Source organism: Nocardioides zeae, assembly GCF_010686755.1.
Classification (GTDB): Bacteria; Actinomycetota; Actinomycetes; order Propionibacteriales; family Nocardioidaceae; genus Nocardioides; species Nocardioides zeae.
The window spans coordinates 13,003-33,383 of record NZ_JAAGXA010000012.1 but is presented as its reverse complement, the minus strand read 5'-3'; the positions used below and the strand labels follow the sequence as shown (position 1 = coordinate 33,383).

21 protein-coding genes and 1 pseudogene are annotated in these 20,381 nt (G+C 70.7%); 17 read left to right on the top strand and 5 right to left on the bottom strand.

Annotated features, from left to right (window positions below):
* Positions 1-31 precede the first annotated feature (31 nt).
* From G3T38_RS16140 to G3T38_RS16095, 10 genes are all read left to right on the top strand, one after another.
* Entirely contained in the window at positions 32-1,405 is a 1,374-nt protein-coding gene (locus tag G3T38_RS16140; RefSeq protein WP_163773351.1) for a hypothetical protein, read from the top strand.
* 132 nt (positions 1,406-1,537) lie between these two features.
* Positions 1,538-1,846, top strand: coding sequence for a WXG100 family type VII secretion target (locus G3T38_RS16135; protein WP_163773350.1), 309 nt, complete (start codon positions 1,538-1,540; stop codon positions 1,844-1,846).
* 27 nt (positions 1,847-1,873) lie between these two features.
* Positions 1,874-2,164: a WXG100 family type VII secretion target gene (locus G3T38_RS16130; protein ID WP_163773349.1), complete on the top strand. Its 291-nt coding sequence runs from the start codon at positions 1,874-1,876 to the stop codon at positions 2,162-2,164.
* A gap of 133 nt (positions 2,165-2,297) precedes the next feature.
* Positions 2,298-3,644 carry a type VII secretion integral membrane protein EccD gene (gene eccD / locus G3T38_RS16125; protein WP_163773348.1) on the top strand — a complete coding sequence of 449 codons (1,347 nt, stop codon included), beginning with the start codon at positions 2,298-2,300 and terminating at the stop codon, positions 3,642-3,644.
* 1 nt (position 3,645) lies between these two features.
* A complete protein-coding gene (gene eccB, locus G3T38_RS16120) occupies positions 3,646-5,148 on the top strand; it encodes a type VII secretion protein EccB (RefSeq protein WP_163773347.1) in 1,503 nt (500 codons plus the stop codon).
* Positions 5,145-6,395 (top strand): S8 family serine peptidase, encoded by a 1,251-nt coding sequence (locus G3T38_RS16115; RefSeq protein WP_163773346.1) that lies wholly within the window; start codon positions 5,145-5,147, stop codon positions 6,393-6,395. Before eccB ends, G3T38_RS16115 begins: the two co-directional genes overlap by 4 nt.
* Positions 6,396-6,506: 111 nt before the next feature.
* Positions 6,507-6,917: a hypothetical protein gene (locus tag G3T38_RS16110; RefSeq protein WP_163773345.1), complete on the top strand. Its 411-nt coding sequence runs from the start codon at positions 6,507-6,509 to the stop codon at positions 6,915-6,917.
* A 15-nt stretch (positions 6,918-6,932) separates the two neighbouring features.
* Positions 6,933-7,703, top strand: a complete 771-nt coding sequence (locus G3T38_RS16105; RefSeq protein WP_163773344.1) for an ATP-binding cassette domain-containing protein — start codon at positions 6,933-6,935, stop codon at positions 7,701-7,703.
* Positions 7,700-8,935, top strand: a complete 1,236-nt coding sequence (locus G3T38_RS16100; RefSeq protein WP_163773343.1) for a hypothetical protein — start codon at positions 7,700-7,702, stop codon at positions 8,933-8,935. Before G3T38_RS16105 ends, G3T38_RS16100 begins: the two co-directional genes overlap by 4 nt.
* Positions 8,935-9,486: a hypothetical protein gene (locus G3T38_RS16095; RefSeq protein ID WP_163773342.1), complete on the top strand. Its 552-nt coding sequence runs from the start codon at positions 8,935-8,937 to the stop codon at positions 9,484-9,486. Before G3T38_RS16100 ends, G3T38_RS16095 begins: the two co-directional genes overlap by 1 nt.
* A gap of 27 nt (positions 9,487-9,513) precedes the next feature.
* On the opposite strand, the gene G3T38_RS16090 is transcribed toward G3T38_RS16095, so the two are convergent.
* Entirely contained in the window at positions 9,514-9,885 is a 372-nt protein-coding gene (locus G3T38_RS16090) for a GatB/YqeY domain-containing protein (RefSeq protein WP_163773341.1), read from the bottom strand.
* Positions 9,886-9,999: 114 nt separating this feature from the next.
* Here G3T38_RS16090 and G3T38_RS16085 point away from each other — a divergent pair, with 114 nt between their 5' ends.
* A complete protein-coding gene (locus tag G3T38_RS16085; protein ID WP_163773340.1) occupies positions 10,000-10,488 on the top strand; it encodes a hypothetical protein in 489 nt (162 codons plus the stop codon).
* 88 nt (positions 10,489-10,576) lie between these two features.
* The gene (locus tag G3T38_RS16080) at positions 10,577-11,209 is read left to right on the top strand and encodes a M23 family metallopeptidase (RefSeq protein WP_163773339.1); all 633 of its coding nucleotides are present in this window, start codon (positions 10,577-10,579) and stop codon (positions 11,207-11,209) included.
* 10 nt (positions 11,210-11,219) lie between these two features.
* Here G3T38_RS16080 and G3T38_RS16075 read toward each other — a convergent pair whose 3' ends face one another.
* From G3T38_RS16075 to G3T38_RS16065, 3 genes are all read right to left on the bottom strand, one after another.
* Positions 11,220-11,609, bottom strand: coding sequence for a hypothetical protein (locus G3T38_RS16075; RefSeq protein ID WP_163773338.1), 390 nt, complete (start codon positions 11,607-11,609; stop codon positions 11,220-11,222).
* Between the two features lie 51 nt (positions 11,610-11,660).
* Positions 11,661-11,744, bottom strand: a complete 84-nt coding sequence (locus G3T38_RS21840) for a hypothetical protein (RefSeq protein WP_338037724.1) — start codon at positions 11,742-11,744, stop codon at positions 11,661-11,663.
* Positions 11,745-12,791: 1,047 nt separating this feature from the next.
* Entirely contained in the window at positions 12,792-13,487 is a 696-nt protein-coding gene (locus G3T38_RS16065; RefSeq protein WP_206675900.1) for a TetR family transcriptional regulator, read from the bottom strand.
* A gap of 107 nt (positions 13,488-13,594) precedes the next feature.
* Between G3T38_RS16065 and G3T38_RS16060 the strand changes: the two genes are divergently transcribed.
* Positions 13,595-13,948, top strand: coding sequence for a nuclear transport factor 2 family protein (locus tag G3T38_RS16060; protein ID WP_163773336.1), 354 nt, complete (start codon positions 13,595-13,597; stop codon positions 13,946-13,948).
* 532 nt (positions 13,949-14,480) lie between these two features.
* Here the strand turns inward: G3T38_RS16060 and G3T38_RS16055 are convergent.
* Positions 14,481-15,685: pseudogene (locus tag G3T38_RS16055) on the bottom strand (IS3 family transposase).
* Between the two features lie 470 nt (positions 15,686-16,155).
* On the opposite strand from G3T38_RS16055, the gene G3T38_RS22305 reads away from it, so the two are divergent.
* From G3T38_RS22305 to G3T38_RS16040, 4 genes are all read left to right on the top strand, one after another.
* Entirely contained in the window at positions 16,156-16,284 is a 129-nt protein-coding gene (locus G3T38_RS22305) for a hypothetical protein (protein WP_275940943.1), read from the top strand.
* A gap of 319 nt (positions 16,285-16,603) precedes the next feature.
* The gene (locus G3T38_RS16050) at positions 16,604-18,082 is read left to right on the top strand and encodes a YcaO-like family protein (protein ID WP_163773335.1); all 1,479 of its coding nucleotides are present in this window, start codon (positions 16,604-16,606) and stop codon (positions 18,080-18,082) included.
* Between the two features lie 18 nt (positions 18,083-18,100).
* A complete protein-coding gene (locus tag G3T38_RS16045) occupies positions 18,101-19,168 on the top strand; it encodes a hypothetical protein (protein ID WP_163773334.1) in 1,068 nt (355 codons plus the stop codon).
* Positions 19,169-19,323: 155 nt separating this feature from the next.
* Complete coding sequence (locus tag G3T38_RS16040) at positions 19,324-20,379, top strand: cupin domain-containing protein (RefSeq protein WP_163773333.1); 1,056 nt, start codon at positions 19,324-19,326, stop codon at positions 20,377-20,379.
* Positions 20,380-20,381 lie beyond the last annotated feature (2 nt).

Sequence of the window (20,381 nt, the reverse complement as noted above, 5' to 3'; positions counted from 1 at the left end):
CACCGGCGTGCCCTGACGAGAGAGGGGTCGGATGACCGAGACCGTGGCCGGTGCGGCTGCCGGCAGCACGACGGGCACGCTCGCGCTCTCCGTGCACGGCCGCTCCGGCGTGCTGGACCTCCTCGTCCCCGAGGGTGCGTCCGCCGTGGACGTGCTCCGCGAGTACGCCAAGCAGACCGGCGAGCGCACGCCCGCGCGCCTCTGCGACCACCGCGGCACCGAGCTGCCGGCCCGGGCCACGCTGGCCGACGCCGGCATCCGCTCGGGCAGCGTCGTCGTGGCGACGTACGGCGCACCCCCCGCCGCACCCGACCGCGCGCGGGGCGACCGACGACCGGACGCGGTCGACGGCCCCGGGCCCGTCGCCCGCTGCCTCGTCGCCCTCGCGGCCGGGGCGGCGCTGCTGGCGGGCCTCGGCGTGCTGGCCGGCGGCAGCGAGGACGACCGGCGGCTGCTGGTCGGGCTGCTGCTCGCGGGGGCGTTCGTCGGCGTCCTCCCGCTGGGGCGGCTCGTCGAGCTGCGGGTGCTCGTCGCTCCCGTCTTCGGGGGTACGGCGGCACTCGTCGCCGTCTGGGACCCTGCGTCCGCGCGGCTCCCCATGGTCGTCGGCATCGCGGCCCTCGGAGCGGCGGTCACGGCAGCGGTGGCGCGCGCGGCGACGGGGGCGTCCGACGAGCAGCTGCGCGTGTGGATGTGGGCGGGGAGCGCCGTGTTCGTCGTCGCCGGCCTCGCCGCCGTGCTCGGCCTCCACGAGCGCGTGGTGTGGGCGACGCTCCTCCTGCTCTGCCTCGTGGCGGGGCGCTTCGTGCCCGGCGTGGCCGTCGACGTGCCCGACCAGACCCTCGTCGACCTCGAACGGCTGGCCGTCTCGGCCTGGTCGGCGCGGGACCGCACGACGAGCCGACGTACCCGCACGATCATCCGGCGCACGGCGGTCGAGGACGTCGTCGAGCGCGGCGCCCGGCTCGTCGGGTCGGCGGCGATGGCGGTGCTCGCCGTCTCGCTCGTGGCCGCGCCCCTCGTGCTCTCCACGACCCGCCTGCCGCTCGACGAGGTGGGCGCGCCGCTGCTCGTGTCGTTGGTGGGCTGCACCCAGCTGCTGGTCGCGCGCAGCTACCGCCACCCCGCCGCCCGGGTCGCCCTCCGTCTCGCCGGGCTGTGGTGCCTGGGGTGCGTGCTGGTGGCCGTGGTCGCCGAGCAGTCGTGGTCGGGGCGCGTCGGACTGGCCGCCGTGGTGGTCGGCGTGGCGGTGGTCGCCGCGGCCGTCGCGCTGGGTCGGGGGTGGCGCTCGGTGTGGTGGGGACGCCGCGCCGAGATCGCCGAGGCGCTGTCCGTCGCGTTCGCGGTCCCGGCCTTCGTCGTGACCGTCGGAGTTTTCCGCAGAATCTGGGAAATCGTGGGCTGAGGTGTTTACCGGGGGAGGCCCCGGGTACCACACGCCACCGTCCGGGTGGGCAGCGACCTCGCCCGGCGAGTCCGAACCACACGGTCAGCTCCTCGCGCGTCTCGGAACCGCTCGGGGGAGAAGGAGATGAGCATGTCGAACGTTCAGATCGGAGAGGGCAGTCTCTCCAGCGCGGCCCAGCTGGTCGCCGAGGCGAAGATCGACCTCGACCGCAAGAGCCAGACGCTCTCCAGCAAGATCCAGGGCATCGGTGCGCAGTGGGGCGGCCAGGGTGCCGCCGCCTTCCACCAGCTGCACACGGCCTGGCAGGAGAAGCAGCAGACGATCACCAACGCCCTCAACAACTTCGAGGCCTCCCTGCGCGACACCGAGACCGACGCGGTCTCGACGGACACGACGCAGGCCGACACCTTCCAGTCGCAGTTCAACCGCCTCGGCTGAGCCGGGCCCGAGGAGCAGGAGAGAATCATGAGCGGAATCCGCGTCAACCACGGCAGCCTCGAGGCCGCCTCGCAGGACCTCGTGAGCACCGCCCGCGACATCGAGGGGCGCCTCGACCAGCTCGAGAGCGAGCTCTCGCCGCTGCGCAGCGAGTGGGAGGGTCAGGCGCAGCAGGCCTACCTCACCGCCAAGGCGCAGTGGGACACCGCGATCGCGGAGATGATCGCGCTGCTGGAGAGCACCGGCAACGCGGTGCAGGCCTCCAACCAGGAGTACCGTGCCGCAGACCTCCGCGGTGCTGACCGCTTCCCGGTCTGAGTCGTCGACGAGCCGCCCCGACCAGTGATGGTCGGGGCGGCTCGTGTGTCCGGGTGCGGCCGTCGGGCCGCACCTCCCCCTGCGGGCCGCCCTCCGGGCGCGTGACCCGCCGAGCCCGAGGAGGGGCCCCACGATGAGCCAGGCACAGGTCGGTACGTCGGGTCTGGTGCGTGTGACCGTGGCGTCCGGGCGGCGGCGTGTCGACCTCGTCCTCCCGTCGGCCGTCCCGGTCGCGGAGCTGGTGCCCGAGCTGGCCCGCAGCGTGGGCCTCCTCGATGCCGCGACGGTGCACGGCGGCTACCGCGTGGTGACCCACGACGGCCGCACCCTGGCGCACGACGCGGGCCTGATGATCCAGGGCGTCGAGGACGGCGGGCTCCTCACCGTCAGCGCGGGCGTCGACGACGACCCGCCGCGGGTGTACGACGACGTCGTCGAGGCCATGACGGACGTCGTGGAGCGCGAGCTCAAGCCGTGGGAGCCGGCCGCGGGTCGGCGTACGGCGCTGGGGGCCGCGGCCCTGCTCCTCGGGGTCGGTGCCTGGTCCCTGCTGATCCAGAGCGACTCCCTCCTGGCCGGTGTCGGTGCCGCCGTGATCGCCCTGGTGCTGGGCGCCGGGGCCGTCGTGCTCTCCCGGGTGCAGCACGAGCGGCAGGCCGCGGTCGTCGTCGGGCTCCTCGGCGCGGCGTACGGCGGGGTGGCGGGCTACCTGGCCGCCGTGGAGTGGGACGTGCCGGTGCTCACCGCGGTCGGTCTCGGCGTCCTGGCCGTGGCGCTCGTCGTCGTGGTGGGCCTGGAGGACGGGCGTCCGCTCCTCGCGGCGCCGGTCCTGCTCGGCGGGCTGATGGCGGTCGGCGGGTGGCTGTTCGGGGTCACCGACTGGGACCCGAGCGCGGTCCTCACCGCCGTGCTCGTCTTCGTGGTCGTGGCGGGCAGCGTGTTCCCCTGGCTCGCGCTCAGCGCGACGTCGACCCGGGTCGACCAGCTGGCCACGGTCGACGACATCCAGAACGACCCCGACGACATCGATCCCGAACGGGTGCTGGCCGACGCCCGCACCGCCCACGAGATCCTCGTGGGCATCACCTCCGCGGTGGGCCTGCTGGTCGTGCTGGTCGCGCCGCTGGCGGTGGGCCTGGGACTCTCCGGCACGGTCCTGGCCGCCCTGTGCTGCGTCGTGGTGATGATGCGGACGCGCCAGTACCGCACCGGCCTCGAGGTGCTCGTGGGCCTCGGCACGGGCATCCTCGGGTTGCTCGTGACGGCCGTGAGCGTGCTCGTGCTCCACCCGGACTGGCGTCCCAGCGCCGCCGTCGCGCTGGCGGTCGCGGGCGGCCTCGTGCTGCTGACGACCCTCGTGCCGGGTGGCACCTCCGTGCGTCGCGCGCGCCTCGGCGACATCGCCGAGACGATCGCGCTCGTGGCCCTCTTCCCGCTGCTCGCCCTCGCCGTGGGCGTCCCCGACCTGATCGCGCGCTGACGTGGCCACCAAGCGGGACCTCGTCGAGGCCTACTCCTTCAGCCGCCGGCGGCTCGTGACCGCCTTCGTCTCGGGCGCCCCGGGCGGCCGCGAGGTCGAGCCGAGCCGGCCCGGCCGCGCCATCATCGGCGGCATCGCCATCACGGTGCTCGTCCTCGCCGCCGCTGCGGTGCTCGGGTTCCTCAAGCCGCGTCCCAACGCCGGGTGGGCCGACAGCGAGGGCGTGGTGCTCGCCGAGGACTCGGTGCAGCTCTACCTCGTGCAGGTCGGCGAGAACGGCGAGGACACCGTGCTGGTGCCGATCGTCAACGCGACCTCGGCGCGGCTCATCCTCGGCTCCGACCTCAACCCGACGACGGTGCCGGAGGAGGAGATCAACAAGTACGAGCAGGCCGACGCCATCGGCATCCCCGAGGCGCCGGTCGCGATGCCGGGCGGCGACGCACTGGTCCGCACCGGGTGGACCGGGTGCACGACGAACGGTGGCGGGTTCCAGGTCGCGGTGGCCTCCGATCCGTCGGTCGAGGTGGACGAGCAGGCGGCGATGGTGGTGAGCAGCGGCGGCGCCTACTTCCTGCTGGCCCCCGGCCAGCCCGACGCGAACGGCACGCCCCGGGTCTTCCGCATGGAGATCCCGTCGGCCGAGGCCGCGGCCGAGCTGCTCGAGGTGCTCGAGGGCCCGGTGCCCGAGGACGTCGTCGAGGTGCCGCGCGACTGGGTCGACCTCTTCCCGGCGGCGCCCCCGCTGGGCATCGACGCCTTCGACTTCGAGGGCCAGCTCGACCAGCCCGGTCAGGGCATCGAGGGCCTCACCCTCTCCAACGGCAACGCCGCGCTCACCGGCATGCTCGTGCTCGACCGCAACGGCGACGAGGTCGTGCTGACCGCCGACGGCTACCGCGAGATGTCCGACTTCGGTGCGGCGGTCTACCGCACGCTGCCCAACATCGGGGAGCCGTCGCAGGTCACGGGGGACATCGGTGACCGGTACGCCGACCCGGCGCCCAACGACGTGTGGCCCACCGACCGTCCGGAGCTCCGGCAGGACGCGACGGCCCAGCAGCCGTGCGTCGTGCTCAGCACCCACGACGACGTGCCCCCGACGGTGTCCCTCGCGTTCCGGCCGTCCGCGCCCGCGGCCGCCGAGGGCGTCGGTGCCGACGAGGTGCGGACCTTCGTCGAGCGCGGCAGCGGCGCCGTGGTGCGGGTCGGCGGGTTCACCGACACCCGCGTCGGCGACGCGTTCCTGGTCGACTCCCAGGGCGTGCGCTACGCGCTGCCCGGCGACGCCCTCACGCAGCTCGGCTACGGGATCGACGACGCCCCCGTCGTGCCGACCGCCTGGATCGAGCACTTCGGGTGCGGAGTCACGCTCACCCGCGAGGAGGCGCTCCGACCGATCGGCTCGAGCGCGCAGGCGGACCGCACGTGCACGCCCGTCGCCCCGGGCGAGGAGGCGCCCGCCGAGGAGGGCGCCGAGGCCGAGGCGGGAGCGGGCGGGTGACCCGTCGAGCGGTGGGTCGCGTCGTACCGGCGCTGGGGCTGACGGCCGCGGCGACGCTCGTGACGCTGCTGCCCGGGGCCACCGCACCGGCAGCGGCCGTGGAGTGCCCGGCGGGACCGTCGCAGAACGAGGAGCCGCTGAGCACCGAGGGCACGTCCCCGTTGGCGGCCGACCTCGACTACGCCTCGCTGCACCGCATCGCGCGCGGCGAGGGCGTGGGGGTCGCGGTCATCGACACGGGGGTGGCGGCCAGCGGAGCCCTCCCCGTGCAGGAGTCGGTCCAGCTCCGGGGCACGACGGCGGCGACGGAGTCCTACCACGGCACGAAGGTGGCGGGGATCATCGCGGGACGCGGCGGCGGCCCGGGGGTCGGGGTCGCGCCGGCTGCGACGATCTACTCGGTGCAGGTCGCCGACGTCAACACCGACGAGGGCGGTCAGGACGGGCTCGTCGAGCCGTCGGTCGCCGGCCTGGCCGAGGGGCTCCGGTGGGTCGTCTCCAACCACGCCCCCCGGAACATCAAGGTCGTCAACGTGTCCATGACCGTCGACGCGTCGCAGTCGCCGCAGATCGGCTCGCTGGTCCAGCAGCTGGGCCAGCTGGACGTGCTGGTCGTCGCCGCGAACCTCAACGTCGAGGGCGGCGACCCGCCGAGCCTCGGCAACCGTCCGCAGGAGGACCCGTCGGACGCGGTGGCCTACCCCGCGGCGTACGAGCTCCCCAACGTGCTCGGCGTCGCCTCGATGCCGGAGCTCGGCGCTCCGGCGTCGTCGTGGACGCGGCCCTCCTACTGGACGGACGTGGTCGCCCCGAGCGGCGGCGCGTTCACGCTCCTGCCCGGCGGGGCGTGCGAGGTGCCGGCGTCGTCGTCGTACGCCGCCGCCGTCGTCAGCGGCCTCGCGGCGGTCATGTTCAGCTCGGGCAACGGGTGGACGGCGCCCCAGGTGGCCGCCCGGATCAAGGCGACGGCGGGCGGGGTGACGGACGCGCCGAACGCGTACGGCGGGGCGGGGGTCGTGCAGCCCGTCGAGGCGCTGACACGCGTGCTGCAGGTGGCGCCCGACGGCACGGTCACGACGAGCACGTCGGTGCCCGGCGAGACCGTCGAGGCCCGCGCGCCACGCGCGCCCGAGGACCACCTCGGGGTGTCGCGCTCGGAGTTCCTGTGGTGGGGGCTGCTCGCCGGGGCGGCCCTGGCCCTCGCGCTCGTGCTGCGGCCGGCGACGAGTCGGTGGCGGCGGCGCTGAGCGTCGATCTTCGCGTTTCAACAATTGACAGGATTCTGACCCTCGTGAATTCTTCCTTGTGGTCCACCCCTGTGGGTGAGCCGACTAGCGGCTACTACCAACGGGGGAGCTATGAAGCGAGGAATGTACGGAGCGGCACTCACGGTGATGCTCGGCCTGCTCGGCACGGGGGCCGCCCAGGCGTACTCGTCCGGGCCGACGACGGTCTCCTACGACGGGGTGGACCGCGGCGCTGGAAAGGGGTCCTTCTACGGGGTCGGCTGGGACGGTGCTCGCCTCGAGCCGACCCTGCGTGACTTCCGCGTCGACGACATGCAGGCCTACATCGAGGGCAACACGAACAACCGCGCGAAGGTCCAGTCCGGGCGACGAGGTGATGGCAAGAGCAGCTGGGTCACCCTCTCGACGCGCACCGCGTATGCAGGGAGCTCTACCGCAAATGTGTGGTCGACCGTCGATGTCTGCATGGATCGTGCATGGGCGACGGATCCCTGCAAGAGGAGCAAGTCCGGGAACTTCTGACGTCCAGGTTGCCAGGTGACCTCGAGTAGCGGCCGGGAGATGACCTCGCGGGCCGTCGTGCGCGGCCTCGTCCAGGAGTACGGCGCGGTGCGCGCCCTCGACGATGTCTCGTTCGCGCTCGGGGAGGGGATCACGGCGCTCATCGGCGCCAACGGGGCCGGCAAGTCCACCCTGCTGACGGCGGTGGCGGGCGGTCGCCGACCCACGGCAGGCAGCGTGGAGGTGGCGGGGCACGACGTCTACGGACGTCGGACCCGTCGCCCCGCCCTGCGACGGGTGGCACTCGTGCCACAGCTGCCGCGCTTCCCGTCCAACCTGACGGCGCGCGAGGTCGTGGCCTACCTGGCATGGATGCGGGGGCTCCCCAGCGGGCGGGCAGGACAGGCTGCCGATGACGCGCTGGAACGGGTCGGCCTCGAAGCGCGGCGGTCGAGCAAGCTCGGCTCGCTGTCCGGCGGCATGCTGCGGCGGGTCGCTCTCGCGCAGGCGCTCGCGGGCGAGGTCGACGTGCTGCTGCTGGACGAGCCCAGCACGGGTCTCGACCCGCACCAGCGCCGCAGCATGGTGGACCTGCTGCAGACCCTGCCCGGCACGGTGCTCATCAGCAGCCACGTCATGGAGGACGTGGCCGACCTGGCTGAGCGGATCATCGCGCTGCACGAGGGTCTCGTGCGCTTCGACGGCACCCCATCGGCCCTCGCGGACCGTGCACCGGCGGGCACGACGGAGCATCGTCGGCTCGAGGCCGGCTTCCTGTCGGTGTGCCTCGAGGGCCGCGCGGCGTGATCCGCGCGATCCTGCTGTGGGGCCGTCGCTCCACTGTTGCTCTGGCGTGGCCGGGCCTGGTGCTGCTCGTCGTCCTCGCGACGTGGTCGCGCGATGGCTGGCAGACCGAGTGGGACTGGGCCGTGAGCTGGGGCGCCAGTGCGACCATCCTGCTGGGACCGGTCGTCGCCGGACTCGTCGCGCACGACCGCGCGTGGAGGCAAGCGCCGACGCTGACGCTGTTGGAGCACACGTCGCCACGAGGCCAGCGAGCGGGAATGGCACTGCCAGCCGCGGCAGCGGCGCTCGGTGTCTCGGCCTGGCTGGTCGGCATGGTGCCTGCGGGCATCCGCCTGTTGCGTCACGACGCCGTCGCGCCACGATCGGACGTCGTGCTGCCGGTCGTGGCGTCGGTGGTCGCCGTGCTCGTGGCTGCGGCCTTCGTCGGGTTCGCGCTGGGTTCGTCGCTCAGGAACAGAGCGGCCGGCCCGGTCGCTGCACTCGCCGTCTACGCGGTCTTCGCGCTGTCGCCACGGGCGGAGCTGATGGGGCTCTTCCAAGCCGGCGGCAGCCTGGGCACGCTCGCGGGCGTCGCGATCTCCCCGGCCTGGACTCTGGGACACGTGGTGGCCCACCTCGGGCTCGCCGCGGGCGGCGCGCTCGTGGGGGGCGCGTTGCGCGGTGGCACGTTCACCCTGCGCCGCGGGACGGTCGGCCTCGCTCTCGTCCTCGTCATCGCCACCCTCGTGGTCTTCCACCAGCTCAAGGAGAGCGGCAGTCGGATCCTGGTGGAAGAGGCGACGTCGTGCGCCGGGAACCGCCCCGAGGTGTGTGGGCCCGCGCGGATGCCGCACCTGGTCGACGCCGCCCAGGCGTCGCTGGCGGAGACCTACGCCCAGCTGTCGGACTCGGGGCTCCCGCTCCAGGACCGGTACGTGTTCGACCGCGGCCTGCCTGACAACCGCATGCCTGACGACACGGGTGTCCTGAGCGCGGACCCGGGACAGGTCGCGAGTGGGGGCCTGTCCCGCGCGGACGTGCTGGAGACCCTGGTCGTGCCGCGCCGGTGCCTCGCCTACGCGGCGAACGAGCCGCCGGAGGACCTCCTCAATGCCCAGGCCGTTGTCGCCGAGTGGGTGAACGCCCGCCTCGACGGCGGGGTTGACGGTCCTGCTCCCGACGAGGTGGTCGCGGCGTACGCGATGCTCAGCGACTGCGAGCCCGACCTCGGTCCTGTTCTCGTGGTGGGGTGATGGGTGTGGTCCTCGTGCTCCTCCGCGTGGGCCGTTGGCACATCGCCCTCCCGCTCGCGGTCGCGCTCCTCGTCGTCGCGACCTGGCAGGACGGGTCGGTCATCGACGTGCCCCTGGTGGACTGGCCGGTCGCCGTCCCGCTGGTCCTCGCCCTCGCGGGAGCCGGCGCGGGCCTGTTGCCGCTCTACTCAGCCGTCGGTGGTCTGGAGGCCACCCTCGTGCGGACCACCAGCTGGCGCGCGGTGCAGCTCGCCGGTTCGCTCGGGGCCGTCGTCATCGCGGCGTGGCCCGCGGCGTACGGGGTCCCCGACACGACGCGACTGGTGTGCCTCCTGCTGGTGACCGGGTACGTCGCGGTGGTCGCGATCGGCGACGCCGCGTGGGTCGTGCCGGTCGCCATCGGAGGTCTGGCGGTGGTGGCCGACGGCGCGATCGACCGACCCTTCAGCACGGCGCTCGCCCAGGTGCCCGCGGGGGTCTGGGTGGCGCTGCTCCTCGGGGCGTGCGCCTCCTACATCGCCCGGGGTCCGCGGGAGGCGAGGAGAGCCTGAGGTCGCCGCAGCGAAGTGCCCCGACCGTCAGGCCCGGTCGCGGTACGCCGTCACGACGTCCGCCTCGCGCCGCAGTCGGGCGGCGTCGGCGTCGCGTCCGTGCCGCTCCACCTCGTCCGCGGCCGTGCGCCGCTCCTCGACCTGGGTCGTGAGGAGCGCGGCGAGGTCGGCGGAGGTCAGGTCGCGCCGTACCGCCTCCGTCGCCCCCAGCCCGGACACCGCTCCGGCGACGGGGCCGGAGGTCGACGGGACCGCCACGTCGACGGGCAGCGCCTCGGCGTTGTCGATCGCGGCGATGGTGGTGCGCAGGGCGCTGACCGCGGTGCGGTCGCGAGCGCGCAACGCCACCACGAGGTCGGCACGGAGTGCTGCGCGGAGGGTCGTCGTCGTCCAGGTCACCGCACCAGGCTGACCGACGAGGGGTCGGGCGCGCCACCGACTTCCGGGCGGTGGCGTCGCTCCCGCTAGCCTCGGCCGAGCTCCGGCACCGGTCCGGGCGAGCGAGGAGGGGACGTGCGACCGCTGAACATCCCCATGGTCACCGACGCCGATGCGTGGCACGACCGCTCGGTGCGGGTGGGGCGTCAGGAGTTCCGCGCCCCGGGCCCGTCCGGGTGGCTGGCGGGCCGTCCCGCGGCGACGGCGACCGGGCACGACGAGCTGCTCCACCTCGTGCGCACCAACCACGGGCTGTCCCGCTGCGGGGACCTCGCGGACTTCGCCGACGAGGCGTTGCTGGCGAACGTGCCGATGGGCTACACCAGCCTCGACCTGCTCGAGAAGCGCGCCGTCGTGGCCTCGGGCCAGGTGGCGCGACTCTGGCCCGGGCGCACGGCGGCGACGTACGGCGTGACGACCGTCGACGACGACGGCAAGCCGCTCTCGGCCGGGACGAGCACGCTGCTCTGGCACGCGCTCGCCCTCGCGGTGCGGTGGTCCGGGCTGCTCGGCGACCGTCCGCTCCTGGTGACGTCGACCCGCGGCTCGCAGAACTGGCACTGAGCCGCGGACGCCGCTCGGGGGCCTTGACACCGAGGCTCGTCGACGTAGCGTGGAAGGTGGACCGAACGTCGACTCTCGGGAGAACAACGTGCGCCTCCACACCGCAGCCGCTGCTGCCCTCACGCTCGCCGCCACCACGGCGACCACCGCCGCCTCGACCGCCCTCCTCGCTCCACCCGCCCACGCGGGCGGCTCGGAGGTGACGATCGAGGCCGACTACGACGCGACCCTCACCAGTCATCCCGACGGCCACCACACCGCCGTGAACTTCGAGGACGCCGAGACGGGCTACCCCGGCGACTGGTCGGCTGACTACGGCGTCGCCGCCGGGACCCCGGTACGTCCGCGGCTGAGCGGCCCGCACGGCCTCACGCTCACCGTCGTCAAGGTCGCCCCCTCGTGCTCGAACGGCGGCGGGGGAGACGGGGTGCAGGTCTCCGTCAGCGAGGGCGGCGCCGAGATCGGCCGGGTCGCCTACCTCCACCTCGAGGACGTGCGCGTCGCCGAGGGCGACAGCGTCGACACCGACACGGTCCTGGGCGTGGTCGGGGGCGACATCGCCTACGACGAGAGCTGCTGGACCGGCCCCCACCTCCACCTCGAGGGCTTCAACCGCAGCGACTACAGCTGCTACCTCGCGCCGTCCACCGCTTCCCCCGGTACGCCGCTGGGCCGCATCGGTGGCAGCGACGTGCAGCAGCGGGAGACCGCCTGCCCGTGAGGCGTGGGCGTCAGGCCGGGGCGTCGACCCGCGGCGTACGTCGACGGCCGACGGCCACGAGGTAGACGAGCGCGCTCGCGGGAGCCGCCAACGCGCCGATGCCGGCGGCGGCGAGGGTGCGGCGGGCGTGGCAGGCGTCGTACGGCGGTTCGGAGGTGTCGGTCTCCGTGATGCCGCGCGAGGTCAGGCGCTCGCTCGGGTGTACGTCGCCGGGCCACCCGGTCGCGACCAGCGAGGCGCACGTCGTCGTGTAGCCGGGGTGGTCGTCGTCGTCGACGGTCTGGTGGACCGTCGTGGGCACGAACGCGAGGTACACCATCCCCGCGATCGCGACCAGGCCGACGGCGAGGAGCACCCACCACGAGGGTGGAGGCAGGGGTGTGGTCTGGTCGTCCGTCATGGGTCCCGACCTTCCCGCGGTCGGCCCGTCCGAATCTCGCGCCCCACGCGATCAGACCGTGCGGACGGTCCCGCCGTCGATCACGTACTCGGCGCCGATGATCGCCGCGGCGCGATCCGAGACGAGGAACCCCACGAGGTCGGCGACCTCCTCGGGCGTCGCGAAGCGTCCCAGCGGCACCCCGCCGAGCGAGTCGAGGATGCCCTGCTCGGCCTCCCGGTCCGTGATGCCGTTGCCCGTGGCGAGCAGGTCCACGAAGTCGGCGTAGGCGGAGGTGGACGACGTAGTCGATCGCCACCCCGGGTCTCGGCCTCCGTGCGGTTGGTGACCGTGACGGCGAAGTCGAGGACCTCGCCGAGTGCCACCCGGTCGCGCCCGAGGCGAGGGCCCGTGACGTCCAACCCCTCCGGTGTGCCGAAGCCCAGCAGCTCAAGGGCGCCGGGGTCGGCCTGCTTGACCAGGGTCCGCATCGCGTGGCGGACGACCGCCGGGGTCGTCGCGACGGGGTCCGCTGCCCAGCGTCGCGCCGTCGCCACGGCGAGGGCCGGGTCGAGCCGGCTGACGTCGTTGAGGTGGTTGGCCACCGAGCGTCGCACTGTGGGGCTCGTGTCCCGGTGAAGTGCGTCGAGGATGCCGGTCGTCGCCGCGGGGTCGGCCTGCAGCGCCGGCACGCTCCTCGCCCACGGCAGCCGCAGACGCGTGCCCTCGCTGGCGAGGCGCCGGACGTGCTCGTCCGGGGACCGGGTCCACCGGAGGGCGTGGTCGAGGGTGCGTTCGAGGTCGTGGTTGAGGAAGTGGCGCAGCGCGAACTCCGAGCTCAGGCGCGGGGTCAACCTCATGAGCATCCCGAGCCCCTGGTCGAAGCGCCGGGGCTCGGAGTTGCTGGTGAGCCGGGCGACGGCCTCGGTGACGGGCCAGATCACCCAGCCGGTGAAGTCGTCCTCGGCCAGTGCGGCGTCGAGCAGGAGTTCGGCCGCGTCCACGTCGGACGGCAGTCCCTCGAGGAGGGCGCCGCCCACCGCGCGGGCGCGGTCGCTCAGTCCCAGGTCCTCCAGTCGGCGTGCGGCGAGCTCGAGGGGGGACCAGTCGCGTTCCGGCGCGACGCGGCGCATGACGTCGGCGAGGCCGTCGACGGCGGGACGGCCGATCAGCTCGTCGGCGAAGGGCACGGCCGGTTCCGGTTCAGGAGCTCGCCGCGAGGCGGTCGAGCAGCTCGCCGAGCATGGCGCGCTCGCCCGCGCTCAACGGCACGTCGGCCGCCCCGAGGGCTGCCGCGAGCGCGACGGCCCGGGCGGCCAGGCCGCGGTCGGCGGCGGGTGTGGCGTCGCCCTCGACGAACGTCGCGCGCAGCAGGGCCTCGCGGACGGCGGGGGACAGCTCGGTGTCACGCTGGCCCTCGGGCTGTCCGATCAGGCTCAGGGTCACCCCGACGTTCGCCGCCAGGATCCTGCTGGCCGCCTTCCTCGCGTCGACGGCGAGACGTCCGGCCGCTGCGGCCGGTTCGAGGATCAGCAGCATCATGTCGAGGGCGGGGCCGGTCACGGCGCAGGGCGTGCCGGGCACGATGTTGCCGTAGAGCCGCGCGTAGAACCGCGGGTGGTCGAGGCCGTACGCGACGTGCTGGTCCCACCCCTCGCGGATGGCCTCCAGGGGATCGGCGTCAGCGGTGGTGGTCGGCACGTACTGCGCGAAGCCGTGCCGCGCGACCGCGTCGACCAGGCCCTGCTTGTTGCCGAAGTGGTGGTAGAGCGTCGGCGCCGTGACGTCGGCGGCCGCGAGCACCTCGCGCGTCGAGAAGTCCTTCCCGCTCGACATGAGGTTGGTGGCCGCGACGAGCAGCCTGTCCTTCGACGAGAGGTCGGCAGCGGAGTCGGGCACGCCGTTACCTTAGACGCTGTAGCGCTGCTAGAAAGGTGCTAGGCAAAGTCATATAGCGGTGCTAGCATCGTCCATCCGCCCAGCGGCACGACAGAGAGCAGGCACTCATGACCACGATCCCGAACCTGGACCAGGCAGCACTCCCCGACGTGGTGGCCCGCTACCTCGAGGCCCACGTCGCGCAGGAGTTCGCCACGGCCGTTACCTACCTGGCGGAGGACGTCACCGTCCTCGACGACGGCCACACCCTCGAGGGTCGCGCCGCGACCCTCGAGGTCTTCGAGGAGTCGGCACGGCAGTTCGACGTCGTGACGACGCTGGGCGCGGTCACCCGGCCGGCGGACGACGTCTGGGAGGTGGCCACGCACCTGTCCGGGAACTTCCCCGGCGGCGAGGTCGACCTGCGGATGATCTTCACGATGGTCGACGACAGCATCCGGCGGCTGGAGATCACGGTCTGACGTCCCCGGGAACGCGAGAATCCCCGCCGGGTCGACCCCGGTGGGGTTCTCGCGTCGATCACGTGGCGGTCCAACTGACTCGGCAGTGGCACCAGGATGTCTCCGATCGAGAGTATGCAGTGGTGGCAGCTAGTGCGCCGGAGACACCAGAGGTCTGCGACGTCGGTCGGCGCAACTTCGACATAAGCAGAACCGGTTGTGAGCAGAGATCAAATCGCTGCACTGGTGGCGGACTCAGCGCGGGCTAGGGCTCGGCGATGATCTCTACGAACGCGGAGTCTCCACGCGTGTAGCCCTCGCACGAGAACATGCTGAAGCTGTCGCCGTTTGACGCCGGTGACTCTATTTTGGCCACCGTGTAGAGCTCCCAACAGGGGATTGAGTTACGCCGGCTCTCACCGCTGACTAGACAGGCTCTGAGGCTCAACCTCCCGGTGCTGGTGTAGCCCAGGGTCGCGGGCTGGACGACTCTGGGCAGTCCGTCGTAGATGAACAGACCAGGGTCTGCTGCACGAACTGGTGACAGGTTGGGTTAGGCCGCCTGGGTGGCGGTTGGGAGCATGATCAGTTCGTATTCGACCGGGGTCAATCGGCCGAGTGCTGCTTGTCGGCGACGGCGGTGGTAGGTCTTCTCGACCCAGGTCACGCTTGCGATCCGCAAGGCGCCGCGGGTGGCCCACGGTCGGCGGTCCAGGACGTTCCTCTGCAGCAGTGCGAAGAAGCTTTCCATGGCTGCGTTGTCGCCGGCCGCGCCCACGCGGCCCATCGAGCCGACCATCTGGTGCCGGTTGAGCGCGTGGACCAGCTTTCGGCTGCGGAATTGTGGCCCGCGGTCGGCGTGCAGGGCACAGCCAGCCGCACTCGCACCTTCGGCGTTGCGGCGTGCGACGGCGTTGTCGAGGGCCGCGACCGCGATGCGGGACTTCATCCGTGAGTCGATGCAGTAGCCCACGATCCGGTTCGAGACGACGTCCTTGATTGCGCAGACTTAGAGCTTGCCCTCACTGGTCCAGTACTCGGTGATGTCGCTGAGCCAGAGCCGGTTCGGGCCGTCGGCGGTGAACTCGTGGCGGGTCACGCCGTGCTTGTCGACGACTGTGCAGAGGTCGTCGTGGACCGGCGGTCCGGGCTCCTTGCCGTTGCGACCGCGCTTCTTCCCGAACGCTGACCACCAACCCAGCTGCGAGCAGATCTTCCACGCCGTCCGCTCCGCCATCGCGTGGCCGGCTTCTCTTGCTTCGTCGAGGAGGAACCGGTGGCCGAACTCCGGGTCGTCACGGTGGGCATCGAACAAGGCGTTGGCCCGGTAGGCAGCGACGATATCGGCCTCGGTGACCGGGCAGGGAAGCCAGCGGTGGTAGGGCTCGCGGGCGACCTTGAGCACCCGGCACGTCACCGCGACGGGGATGCCGTCGGCGGCCAGCTCGCGGACGAGCGGGTAGGTCACTTTCCCCGCAGGTTGGCCTGCGAGAGGTAGGCGGCGGCGCGGCGCAGGACCTCGTTCTCCTGCTCGAGGAGCTTGATCCGCTTGCTCGCCTCACGCAGCGCGTCGGACTCGTTCGCCGCCCTAGCGACCGGTGACGGGTTGGCCGAGTTCCGGTCGTCGATCGTGAGCCACCGCTTGAGGCGCGACGGCGAGATGCCGAAGTCCTTCGCGACCTAGGCGATAGAGGCGTCCGAGGTCTTGAAGACCCGGATCACGTCCTCGCGGAACTCTCTGGGGAATGCCCTCGGCATGGTGCACATCCTTCCAGCGCCGACACACATCGACGCAGGCTAGATGTCACCGATCAGTGCAGCAGACCCTTGCGTCACCGTCGAGTTGCGGACGTTGCGCACCGCCATCCCCGACGGGCGCCTGGGTGAGGGGCAAACTCCGCCGGCGTCGCGGCTGCTCGCCGCACTGTGTCGGAAGTACGGCTCCCGACACGAGACAGCGCGGCGGTGGCTGGATGTCAACGGGGTGGGGCTGCGAAAGCCGAAGATCGGTGTCCCGACGGTCAGATCGCGGAGGCAGTTCGGCCGCACGCCGAAGGGTGGGGATGGAAGCGACTGGCGATGCGGTATGGGAGCAGTACGACGTGCGTGCGGAGGACGGTGTCGAAACCCGCCCATGCTCAAGCGGCATCGGATTCGATCGTTGACGCCCAGCGCGTAGGCAACTAGCCTCGTCGGCCATACATTCATTAAGCGAGAGGATCAGTTGAATGTTTGACGAGATTCCCGGTGACGACCAGGGCACGGCAGACGAGACGGTGGACGAGAAGGAAGAGTTCGAGGTCGAGATTGTGGAACTCGACAACGACCCGATTGTTCTGCAGCCCAAGCCGTACTGAGGCCAGCGGGCGCCTCGTGAGTGGCGGGCTGTACGAGCTCCTGCCCGGCATGCGGCTCGTGCGGACGAGCGGACGGCCGTTAGAAGAACCGCTCGATGAATTACCTGGCGCAGCGTCGAAACCGCCCCTCGCGGACTGCAGCGAATCGCTCGTCGGTGACGACCTCGTCGGTGACGACGTCGATGTCGTTGCTTGGTCAGAAGCGCCGTGCCGATTTGCGGCGGTCACTCTCGCGGAAGCTTTGAACTGGGAAGCGGCGAGCGTGGGCTCGCTCGACCGACCTCCATCATCAACAGCAGCTCGTGGGATACGCCGGAGGATGCTGCTCATCGTCTCCACCAACGAGTGCGATGTTGAGCTCATGGTGCGGCTGGTGCGGCGGTTCCGGATCCTTCTCGTTGGTGCGTCTGAGCAGGGTGCGTACGTCGGTCCGTTGGTTACCACCGCAGATCAGTGCCGATCATTCGGAGATCGTCCGCACTGGGCATTCGAGACCAGGCTCGACGATCTTGGTGTCACCCGGAGGCCCACGGGCATGGTCGACGCCATTCGCGCGGCGCCAGCCGCTGTTGCTCGTGCGGTGCGTGCAGCAGTCCAAGACAGCGATAGCGCGGTCACGGTCAGTGACGGACGGCTGCATCAGTTTCCAACGGCCGACACGCTGTCTCGCTCCTCCCCTCAGCAGCTGCTGGAACGCCAAAGCTGGACCTGGGGAGCGTTGAGGAACGCACGCCTCGATGTCGGGTCCATTCCAGGAACTTACGTGGCTTCTTGTCGTACGCCGGCGGCGGGAGTCGAACACCTGGAGGGCAACTCCGGGAAGGGGGTGTCAATAGCTGAAGCTCGGATCTCGATGGTCGGAGAGGCCGTCGAACGCAGCGCCGCCCTATTGGTGAACCAGACGTGCAGACCTCTGCGTCGTGCCGACACCGGCACGAGGGTGTACGACGTCGCGGACTTCCACCCATACGGATCTCGCTGGACCGACGCTAGTTCGAGTGACCGAAACTCGCGGGTAGAACGCGCAACTCACGTGCCCGGCGTCGTCCTCGGAACGGGCGAGAGCGTGCTGGTGCCCGTCGATGTCGTTGCCGCGCCGGTCACAGCAGCGGTGCCCACGACGTCAGGGGTCACCACCGGGCTGGCCGCGCATACGAGCTGGGAGGACGCAGTGCTCCGCGGCTTGAATGAGGTATTGGAGCGTGACAGCTTTTACAGGGGTTTCATGTGGCGACGGCCCGCCGTGAGGGTCGACATCAATCGGGTCGTTGAGCGCCTCGGCATCGACCTCGGTGCACGGGAGTTGTGGGCGATCCGTTGGGAAGACTGCCCCGTCCAAAGCGTGCATTCCTTCATCTACGACCCCCAGCACGACTCCTTCTCTCGCGGGAGCGGATCCGGCCCAACTGTCGCAGATGCGACGTGCGGATCAGTGATCGAAGCGTCTCAGATCCATCTGCAGATGGTCCGCACGATGACGCACGGCGCCCCCTATCGATGGGCGGGTCAGCGGGTGACTGACGCGATTCGTTCGTATTTGGACGCGCAGCCGGTCGGGCGCTCCAGCGAACCTGATGCCGCCACGAGCGACAGTGCCGGCGCCCAGTTGACTCGTATCACGCGGCGCATTCAAGAAAGAGGAATGGAGGTCATCGTTGTGGATCTCCCGATAAACGGCCCGGCTTGGTATGCAGTTCGGGTCCTCGTACCCGGCGCGACGATCGCGCCCGAACCAGCTGAGTACGGGGGAGGAAGAGCACTCCTAGGTGCCCCATGGACTGACGGAATAGTGGTCTGACAGCTCGAGAGGACAGGCATGCTCATCGATCAATTCCAGGAGTTCGCTGCAAGACTTGAAGAACGGATTGACCGGTCCCAGCCCGAGGCCAGAGAGGGCGGACACATCGGACCCCTCGCTGCTGCCGAGCTGAGAGAGTCCCGGGAGCTTCTCAATGTGGATCCTGCGAGGCTGCTGCACGAGATCGTCAGCAACCCGGCAGGCATGCCGTCGCAGCCTTGGGACAACAACTTCGGTCACCCGGGACTCACTCTGGTCGAGAGTGAGAACTTCCGGGTCGACGTCATCTACTGGCTACAGAACGCGTGCTCGATCCACAGCCACGTGTCGTGTGGCGCGTTCGCAGCGATGCGTGGCCGACGTCTTCACGTCGCATACGAGTACGACCTCGAGCGGGCCTGGGACGACGTGACCAGCACAGGGACGTTGACCCAGAAGCTCCGTGAGATTATGCGCGTGCCGGACGTCCATGAGATATCACCGAATTTGACCCACGAGCTGTACTGGATTGAGAAGCCGGCGGTGACCGTCTCGGTGCGTTGCAGGACTCACCCCTCCGATGCCGAGCACCGCCCTTACGACTTCATGGTCCCGGGCCTCCGTTACGTACCGGCTGCCTTTCAGAGCGAGTCGACCGTCTCGCGCTGGCTCTCGGGACTGCAGTTGCTGTTGCGTGCAAACAAGAAGCTGTTTCGTGATGCACTGGATTTAGCAGCCCGTGAGGCCCCAGCGACGTTTCTCGTTCACGCACTGCGCGACCTCGCAGACATCCCGGAGGCCGACATGGAGATGCTTCTGCGTCGGATGTCCGAGCTCCGTGCTGATGGATTGATCGAGTCGGTTCGGGACGTCGTGGACGAGTTCAGGCGGCGCGACGTCTTCTCCGGGATGTACGTGCCGAACATACATGCTCAATTTCTCGCAGCTGTGCTCTGGAGCGGTGCCACCGGCGAGGACTTCGTTTCGCTTTGTCGCGCCGAGGGGTACGACGATCCGTACCGGCTCATGGCGGACCACGCCGCGACGCTCGTGGCGAAGAATGCTGCCGCTGCGCCATACCTGCGGGCAGTGGAGGAGTCCATTTGACGACGCCACAAACACGACGCTCCGGTTCCGCAGGCGCGCGGGCGGCTCCCCTACGGTGGGAAGCAGAGTGTCCTCTCGACGAGTCACAGGTGTTCGAGCTACTGATTCGGGCCTCAGAGCGGAGACGGGGACTTCGCGACCCTAATGATGTGCGGATGTTCCGGGACGACCAGGTTCTGAACGGCTCCTTCCTGCAGTCCTCGCTCCCCGCTCGTAGTGATCGGAATGTCGCGGACTACGCGGCGCGGATCAACCCCGGTGGCCGAGGCAGCTTCGCGCTAACTGTCAACTCGCTGCAGCAGTTCGACTGGTCGGCCTGGCGGAGTCTTCGCGCGACGGCTGAGTCGCTTACATCCCTGGTGGGTCACGGCGCCGTGGGCGGAACGGACTGCCACGCCATCGCCAGCGCATACGGAGAGGCGCCGACCCGTATTCACCGGGACACAGCGGACGTGGTCACCTACGTCGTCACGGGCTTCAAACGCTTCCACCTCTGGTCACGGGAGACGTTCCGCCCAGACGAGGCCGCCTCGTTTGCGCAGGTCAATCTCGACGAGCCTACGCTTGCCAGCGCCCCGCCGGCTGAGCATGTCCTGGAGGGTGGCCCCGGCTCGGTCTTTTTCTGGCCGTCCTCCTACTGGCACTGCGCTGAATCTGACTGGTCGAATACCTTAACTTTGCACCTCGCCTTCTACGACTCCACTGACGTCTGGCGCAGCATCATTCGCGAGATGCAGCGAATCGGTGAGAGTAGGTTTGGTACCTCTCGGTATGCGCAGGACGAGACCGCGCAAAGGATCGCGTCAGAGCAAGCGTTGGAGCTTCTGATTAGTCCAGGTCCAGCGGATGCGGTACGGCAGAAGCTGGAGTTGCGCAGCATTGCACGCACGACCGCGTCCAACTTCTCCGTCGTCCCGCCCGTAATTCCTGGGCGCGTCCGTGGATCCGACGTAGTTCAGGCAACAGAACCGAGTCGTTGCCTCGTCACCACGGCCCGCGATGGTCACCGCTTTCTGGTGGCCAATGGTCACGTGGCCCGGGTCGACGGCTACCTGGACGCGGCGGCGATCGCGGACTACGTCGACCGCTTGCGTAGTCCGCAACTTATCGAAGACGTTCCCCGCGATCTCGGTCTCGCGTGTGATTCAGCCGCAGAGGTCAGGGCGATCTCCACCATCCTGTATCAATTCGGCGCCATCGAGCGAGTGTAGGA